Origin of the sequence: Candidatus Methanodesulfokora washburnensis (assembly GCF_003947435.1) — an archaeon.
Taxonomy (GTDB): Archaea; Korarchaeota; Korarchaeia; order Korarchaeales; family Korarchaeaceae; genus Methanodesulfokora; species Methanodesulfokora washburnensis.
The window spans coordinates 1-7424 of record NZ_RCOS01000029.1 but is presented as its reverse complement, the minus strand read 5'-3'; the positions used below and the strand labels follow the sequence as shown (position 1 = coordinate 7424).

General features: G+C 39.1%; 5 protein-coding genes and 1 pseudogene. 2 read left to right on the top strand and 4 right to left on the bottom strand.

Annotated features, from left to right (window positions below; genetic code table 11):
* A partial coding sequence (locus D6D85_RS02105) for a hypothetical protein (protein WP_133308282.1) occupies positions 1–224 on the bottom strand: 224 nt, incomplete at its 3' end.
* A gap of 196 nt (positions 225–420) precedes the next feature.
* On the opposite strand from D6D85_RS02105, the gene D6D85_RS02100 reads away from it, so the two are divergent.
* A complete protein-coding gene (locus tag D6D85_RS02100) occupies positions 421–2916 on the top strand; it encodes a sacsin N-terminal ATP-binding-like domain-containing protein (protein WP_125670430.1) in 2496 nt (831 codons plus the stop codon).
* A gap of 391 nt (positions 2917–3307) precedes the next feature.
* Here the strand turns inward: D6D85_RS02100 and D6D85_RS02095 are convergent, their stop codons facing one another.
* Genes D6D85_RS02095 through D6D85_RS02085 form a run of 3 tightly spaced genes read right to left on the bottom strand, consistent with a single transcriptional unit; the run spans position 3308 to position 6492 of the window.
* Positions 3308–4486, bottom strand: a complete 1179-nt coding sequence (locus D6D85_RS02095; RefSeq protein ID WP_125670429.1) for a TIGR02391 family protein — start codon at positions 4484–4486, stop codon at positions 3308–3310.
* Positions 4474–5772, bottom strand: a complete 1299-nt coding sequence (locus D6D85_RS02090) for a Piwi domain-containing protein (protein WP_125670428.1) — start codon at positions 5770–5772, stop codon at positions 4474–4476. Before D6D85_RS02090 ends, D6D85_RS02095 begins: the two co-directional genes overlap by 13 nt.
* A gap of 24 nt (positions 5773–5796) precedes the next feature.
* Positions 5797–6492 carry a hypothetical protein gene (locus tag D6D85_RS02085; protein WP_125670427.1) on the bottom strand — a complete coding sequence of 232 codons (696 nt, stop codon included), beginning with the start codon at positions 6490–6492 and terminating at the stop codon, positions 5797–5799.
* Between the two features lie 267 nt (positions 6493–6759).
* Between D6D85_RS02085 and D6D85_RS02080 the strand changes: the two are divergent.
* Positions 6760–7424 (top strand): annotated as a pseudogene (locus D6D85_RS02080) (hypothetical protein); the annotation flags it as partial.

The window sequence follows — 7424 nt, the reverse complement described above, 5'->3', positions numbered from 1 at the left end:
TTTAAATTCCCCCTTCCACACATGAATGCCCTCAGGTCCCAAAATAGATTTGGTAAAGATAACGCTTCCCGCCATTCCTCAAGAAGTTCTTCGCTAAAGTACTGTTTTTCTGCTCTCATTTCTATTTTGTGGGCATGCAAAGCCATCTCTATCGCATAAACAGTGGCCACATCAAGGGAGAATTTAAATGAAACCTTTGGAAGCTCTGGAAATACATCGGGCATTATAGTTAGCAGAGCAGAACTTAGAAAAACTTTTCGGCAAATTACTGCTGAGCTAGTCTTTCTTCATTCCTAGTCATCTCGATTTTCATTCGGGTTCGTAATTGACTCAGACGATGCCAACAAGAGCAAAATTAGTGTAGAGCTTATCCGAAGCAAAGAATATAAATTCATAACTACAGGAAGACTTAAATAAAAAATGAGCAAAAAGTTAATTGCGATGAGAAATAAAGTGGATACTATATCCGAGGAGGAAGCCTATAATCATATAACAGAAATACAAAAAAGCTATACTGCTGGAAAGAATAGAGTTCTAGATTCGCTTGCAGGAGCTATGTGGATTGTAGAGAAAATGTTTGCCCGCACAGGACACTTTATATTGGAATTTATTCAGAATGCAGAGGATGCGAAAGCGACGAAGGTGAAAGTAATCCTGCAAAAAGGTTTAGTCAAGATACTTAACAATGGAGCACCTTTCTCAAGGGATGACGTTGAAGCGATATGCTCCGTGGGAAAATCTCACAAAGATCCCAAGGAACATATAGGTTATCTTGGCGTGGGGTTTAAAGCCATTTTCCTGGTCTCTTCAAACCCTCATATTTACTCAAAACCTTACAGATTTAAGTTTGACAAAAGTCATTGGCCTGATCCTAGAACCGTCCCTTGGCAGATTACGCCTATATGGCTGGAGAAGGTTCCAGAGGAATGTAAAGAATGGAATGTTGTATTTCATATACCGGTAGATGAAGCAGGATATGAGAGAATAAAAGAAGAGCTACAAAGGCTCGCGCCAACCACCTTACTCTTCCTTCACAACATAACCGAAATTGAGCTGGAGTTCGAGGATAAGAAAAAGATATTTAGGAGAAAGGAAAAGAAAGAGGGGATCTATACCCTAGAGGTCATGGAAAATGGAAGCAAAACTGTTACTAGTTGGGTAGTATTTCGTAACATCATAAAGGTTCCAGATAACATAAAAGAAGATAGATTTACAAAAGAATGGAATAGAGGAGAAGTTGAAAAAAGAGAAATAGCTGTTGCCTTTAAACTTGATGATAAAGGAGATCTAGCTCCGACTACAGGGACTATTAAGTTTGGCGTATTTAGTTACGTCCCACTTAGGGAGGAAGAAATAGGAATACCCTTTCTCATTCATGCCGACTTTTTAGTTGCCCCAGGACGTGAGATGGTACAGAGAGAAGCCCCTTGGAACCTGTGGATGTTGGATGAAATAACAAAATTTATTATAAATAATGTAATCAGTTCATTCAAGGCCCATGATACTTGGAAGTATTCCTATACTAACGTTCTTTATAGCATCGTCCATCACTCTCCTTTTGATACACACCTAGCTAATCCCATCAATAATGAGATTAAAAATGGCAACCACGCAGTTACCTTAAAGGGGGATTTTGCAAGAATATCGGAGGTTGTTGAAGTAAGCCAGACCGTCTTAGATTTGGTCGGTTCTGATTTCATAGAAAAGGTTACTAACAAGAAGGTACTTCATCCCAAAGCGAAGCTCCATCCTTCTTTAGAAAAACGAAAAACAATAGATATAAGAAATCTAAAAGAATACCTTTATGATATAGAATCCATCAAAACTGCTTTTGGAGATAGATGGAAAGAAGTCTTTAGAGATTATCTAAAGACTTTAGCAAGTGATTGGTTTAGGTATGCACAATCCACTAGGGAGAGTGAAAAGTATCAGAGGGAGTTTCGTATGGCAACCTGTTTGATTGATGAGGAGGGAAATATCTGTGAACCTGGGGATATCTACATCGCTACTTCAGAAGTGGAGGAGAAAGCTAAGAAGCTGTTTCCAGGAAAATTTAAATTTTTAGATCCCTTGTTAAGAGAGGACATTATAATCAACTTTCTTAAGGAGATTAAGGTTGAAGAGCTCTCAGAGGAAAAATTAGAAGGAATTATCAAAAAAGAACAATTTCCGAGTCTACTTAAAGAGCTTAAAGATTCCAGTAAAGACGACCAGACAAAAATAAAAATAGTAAAAATAATTAAAGATTTCTGGAAGGAGGGTATTGTGAATAGTGAAGATATTACCAAAGAAGGATTTTTAATAAGAACTAAGAATGGGAGATGGCTTGAACCACAAAAAGTTCTTCTTTCAGCAGAATATGAGCCTGAGAATAACGTAGAGAGACTGGTGATGAACAATTTATTAGATTTTGAGCTTGAATTCGTAGATCCTATATTTATCGAGAACGAATCTCCAGAGGAGAAATCTGCTTGGAAGAGGTTTCTGGAAGAACTTAAAGTAGGCAGCAAAGTAGACGAAAATAGACTAGTAGAAAGAGTGGGAATTCTAACTTCAGTTAAATATGAGAAGGAAGAATGTAAAGTAGAGAATATTCGGGTTTTAACGGAGTCTGAGAGAGGCAAAGGTTATGATATTGAGTCAAGGATGCCCGATGGTTCTCCTAAATATATAGAAGTTAAAGCCTCTAAAGGTTTGTGGAGTATAAATTTAACTAAAAATGAGTATAAATTTATTTTAGATAATCCTAACAACTCATTTATCTACATAGTTGCATTTGCTTTAAAGGATCCCGAACTGTACATAATGCGAGGTGCTTCGCTTAGGGATGCCACGATTTCATCGATCACATTGGCAGAAAATGAGTGGATGCGGATATGTGAAAAGGTATGGAAGCCTCTTTTAAGGTCTTCTTAGGATGTGAGCAGAAAACCACTTAGAGATATGCAGTCTTTTTGCCAACAGTTCGATGTGTTTTTCAGAAAAGAGGATAATTTCCTGATAATATCTGTCTCTTTCAAGTGATTAAGCACCTCTGTTAAGTTTAGCTTCGTCAACTCTTTTTGCTAAGAGGCTTGCAAGTGAAAGGTACTCTATGTTTCAAATTTTTCGAGATTATTGCTGAATGGTCTCTTGTAGTCCATTTAATTCCGAATTCTCCTCTTCTCTAAATTTCCTTCGCATCCTTTGTCAGCACTGCCCTCTTGTCCAGATGCAAAAGAACAGTGCTATTACGATTGTATCTTAGGGAAAAGATGTCTTTTAGATCGATAAGGAGCTATTTGCATTGAGGAGCACTCCTTATTTATCAGTTTGAAGTATCTTCTCGTTCAATTTTTGCTGACTCGATTCGTTTCATAATGTAACTTATTGTAGCAAGCTGCTCAAGAGCTTCATAGGGATCCAGTTTAACCAACGGATGATCCTTGGGTACATGCCCTCTCGGATTTCGGAATGCCTTAAATATGCCTTCGCAGATCAGTGCAAGTCCATCTTGCTCGCTTTTACCGGACTTAGTATTAAGAAAGTCATTAAAGATGATAATCAACTCAGAAGGTTCTTTTTTCATTGTTGCTTGAACTAGTTCAACTTCGCTTTTATCAGTAATACCGGTGCGCTGTTGAATTAGCTCATTTAACGCCTTTACTGCTTCAAATATTGCCTCTGAGTAATCGCCATCGAAGAAGTGATTTCTGGTCAGTTGCTTAATCCTTGGATGAAGAGGAAGATATTCAAAGAGCAGAGTTGGCTCAGGATACTTAGTTTCATTTACAATAGCTTCGTAGAGCAGCGCTTTCTCCGTTATTGTAAGGTTCCTCTGAAAAATAGAAGCATTATTAGGATTAAGAGCAATTCTATTTTGGATATTACCAAAGAGCTTCCAGCACTCATATTTTTTGCTTTCTTCGTATTTTTCTGCCCACCACACCAAAGTAATCACATCACCTACATCTTGAGGGTTTCCCTGAGGGCAAGTTATGCTCTCACCCAATTCTCTAAGTGCTGCAGCGAAAAGAATTTTTCTCCTTAATGGACCTCGTTTCAATTCTTGGTAGGCTATACTTTTGAGATGCCCTCGCGCTTCTTTATTCCCTGTTTTCAAGCCAAGGGATAAAAGATAAACCTGCTCTGGATCACGTAATGGTGACCACTTATCATCTGCATTGAGTTGCTTCACCTTTTCACTAAGCTCAACAATTTTTGATTCATCTTCTTGATGACCCATTTTCCTCTGCAGCCATATTGTAGCTGCTATCGGACCAAGATATCGCTGTATTTCCCATAGGTCGCTATCCTCTTTCATCCACCTTTGCATTCTATTAATAAGTTTAGTAAGTGATTGATTATTCTCCATTTCCTCGGCACTTAGTGCATAGCAGATCCAAGCAGCAACAAATGGATCCCACTCAGTTTCTAACGATTCTGCTTGATCTAACAGCATCCGCTGAAGCTCATCTCGGTATCGATGGAAATTTATAGGAACCATGCTTTATCCCTCAACTTACCTGCGCTGGCAATAGGACTCCAGTTCTCTGCACCAATTTCAGCAACAAGCCGTGCAACTAGATAAGAATAACTGAGGGTAGCAGGGATTGCTTGAGCGTTGAATCCTCTCCAATTAACGCGAGCAAATGCAAAGACCTGTTGAACAAGTCGTGGAAATTCAGTACTAGGCATTGTCGATCTCTTATCCATGTGAATCTCAAGCATTCTCGGTACTCCCCGCTTTTTGCGGATTTCCTGTCCCGTCTGATCGGGCATTCGTCCATCCAGAAGGAGAAGTGCAGTATTGGAGTTGATCTCGACTTTTATCCCTGATCTCGGCACATAAGTTGGGTGTGCTGAATCGAACAAGCGATAGTTAGTATCGTCATTTAAGTGAAGTAAGGCATAGGGCAAATTCTCACCAATTTTTTGGATGGCTTCTTCCACTGCAGCTATTTCCCTAAACTTTCCTGGTCTTTTGCAGAGATGTATTACAATGGATGAAGGCCTGCCTAATCGTCGCTCGTACTCCTTGTAGGCATCTACGATTAATTCAACAAGTGCGTTGCGATATTCATCCAGCTTTTGCCATTCAATTGGCTTTGGTGCGAGTGAGTATAGAAATTGATAATCTCCGTCATGAGTGAAAAGTGTGATAAATCCAACTACACAGTTCTTTTCCTTGTCCATTGCGCGGCTTATCCCTATAACAAGCTCTTTTTGTCTATGAGAGGACATAACTGTCCAAGGTGTACCTCCAATTTTTGCGTAAATCTGCAAGCTAATATTCTCAAGAATCCACGGAAGCTCCTCGATGTTCTTAAGCTTCTCAGCCGTAACTACCTGAGATGGAATCCCGTTACCTAAGAGAAATGATTTCACTTTTCTATATATCTGTTCATTCCTCCTGCTCATCATCACGATTACCAGATCAGGATTATCGTTATTTAGAGCAGTTTTAATTTCTTGTTCTATTTCTTTCTCATTCTCTTCAGCCACTGATCTATGTGCTATGAATTCTAGAGGGATACGGAATAGGCTTTGGAATCCGTCAAAGGCACCATTTCCATTAGTTAGACCTGAAATGAGTATTTGTTTCTGAATTTCCAGCTGTTCTGGATAAATTAACGTGCAACGTACACTTTCCTTACCGAGACTCTGTTCATCGTATGGGCCATATTGTTTTAGACCTTGACGTGGATTGTAGTGAGATGCTTGTAGAGAAGATGGATTAAATCGTAATTTTGGTGGTTGCAATTGTTCGCCACTTAAGTAGAACCTGCCCATCGTCAGACACCCTGTTTATTGCAGTCATATTCCAAGAATAACATGAACTGGAATCTCCTCTATAGAAACATTAATCCTTTCGCTTAATGGCAAAGTAAAACTTTTATTCATATTTATGAATGGTAAAATATGGTTATACAGTCTAAGCCGGGATGCCTCTAAATTTATCTTGTTGTTAGGCAGAAGCTCGTCTTGAATCTGTGCTATTTGAGAAATGGCATTGTACTGTGCAATCTCTGCTGTATTAAGTCTTCTACCGTTCTCATCCTCTATCTTCCAGCATATGTCAACGATTAGACCAAATACAGGTTGGTTGTCTTTCCAAAGGTATATCGTTCGGAAAGTATAGCCACGAAATACATTTATTTTCCCATTGGCGACGCTTCCATAAGGTCTGGACTCGTAAAGTGTTGTATGTACTTTCTCAAGTGATTCATGATATCCCTGATCTTTCAGATGATCAGCCAAACCCTCTGTGATTAATCTGGCGCACCATCTTGGATAGTCAAATAGTTTTATCATTTGTTGCTGGAAGCCTCTAGAAGCTAATTCGTGGGCATTTTCACCGTATCCAAAGATAATATTTTTGTCTCGATATACCCGTATTTTCCAGTTTTTCTGTGTGATAAATGCTCGTAGATCGCGCAGAGTTGGATAAGTTTCGGCTGAGGCTATAAAGGCATTTACCTCGGCATTAGATGGAACATTCACCTCGAACATATTCAGATAAAGGCCGGGTTCAAGATAAAATCTATTCGCCTATCATCACCTCCTTTTCCTAGAATTTTATTCACTCTTCCCCTACCTAATATACTAGAGCATCTCATCATTATTTAAGATTTAACATTGTTGTTCTGATGCTCTCTATTTCTTCCTTTTATTAGAAATAATCGGGTCTCTTAGTAGCATATATAAGTCTCTTTTTGACATAGTTCAATTTATCTTCATCAAAATTTATATTGTTTTCGATTCTTGATAGAACGTCGAATGCAGAAATTCAGGATAGATATAAATTTTCCCATAAGAGTTTCTTTTTTGTTTTGTCTCAAAAATTTATTAAGAAAACTTTCACAAAACTTTGATGAGCAGGAGTTCCTGTGGAGCCATAATCAATGTCTGGATTTCTCCCATCCTCATGTTGCATCGATATTTGAGGAAGGGCTCTGGGGTTTTCCTGAGAACAATGTAAACAAGAGAAGATGGGAGCTTTTAGAAAGAGGGTGCATTCTGCTTCTCTATGGCAAACACAAGGGAAACAAAGGGATATACTTAAAGGGAGTTCTGACGGAGAAATTCGTAAATAAAAATCCAGTTAGGTACTGGAGGGAGCCAACTGGATATCCCCTTCAGATAAGGATGAATATTGAGGGCTCCTTGGAGAAAGCAAATCCGGTGCTGAGGGAGGAGCTAAGGGGATTGGGAGTGAGAATTTTAAGTGCAAAGGCAGACAGATGGTCCCTCATTGTGTTTGGAGAGGGTGGAACCTATCCGTACAGCACATTCAGGGCAATACTTGATGCATTTGATGCTAGAAATATAGTGGAGATGCCAATGGACCATGAGGGTGTGAAGAGGATGATCCACAATATAGGGATCCTTCAGGGGAAGATAAGCGAAATGGAGGTAGAGCTGGATAACTACAGGCTTGATGT

What these genes read in the sequence shown, in the direction of transcription:
- D6D85_RS02100 (WP_125670430.1), top strand. Translation starts at nt 421, where the DNA reads ATGAGCAAAAAGTTAATTGCGATGAGAAATAAAGTGGATACTATATCC.
- D6D85_RS02095 (WP_125670429.1), bottom strand. Translation starts at nt 4,486, where the DNA reads ATGGTTCCTATAAATTTCCATCGATACCGAGATGAGCTTCAGCGGATG.
- D6D85_RS02090 (WP_125670428.1), bottom strand. Translation starts at nt 5,772, where the DNA reads ATGGGCAGGTTCTACTTAAGTGGCGAACAATTGCAACCACCAAAATTA.
- D6D85_RS02085 (WP_125670427.1), bottom strand. Translation starts at nt 6,492, where the DNA reads ATGTTCGAGGTGAATGTTCCATCTAATGCCGAGGTAAATGCCTTTATA.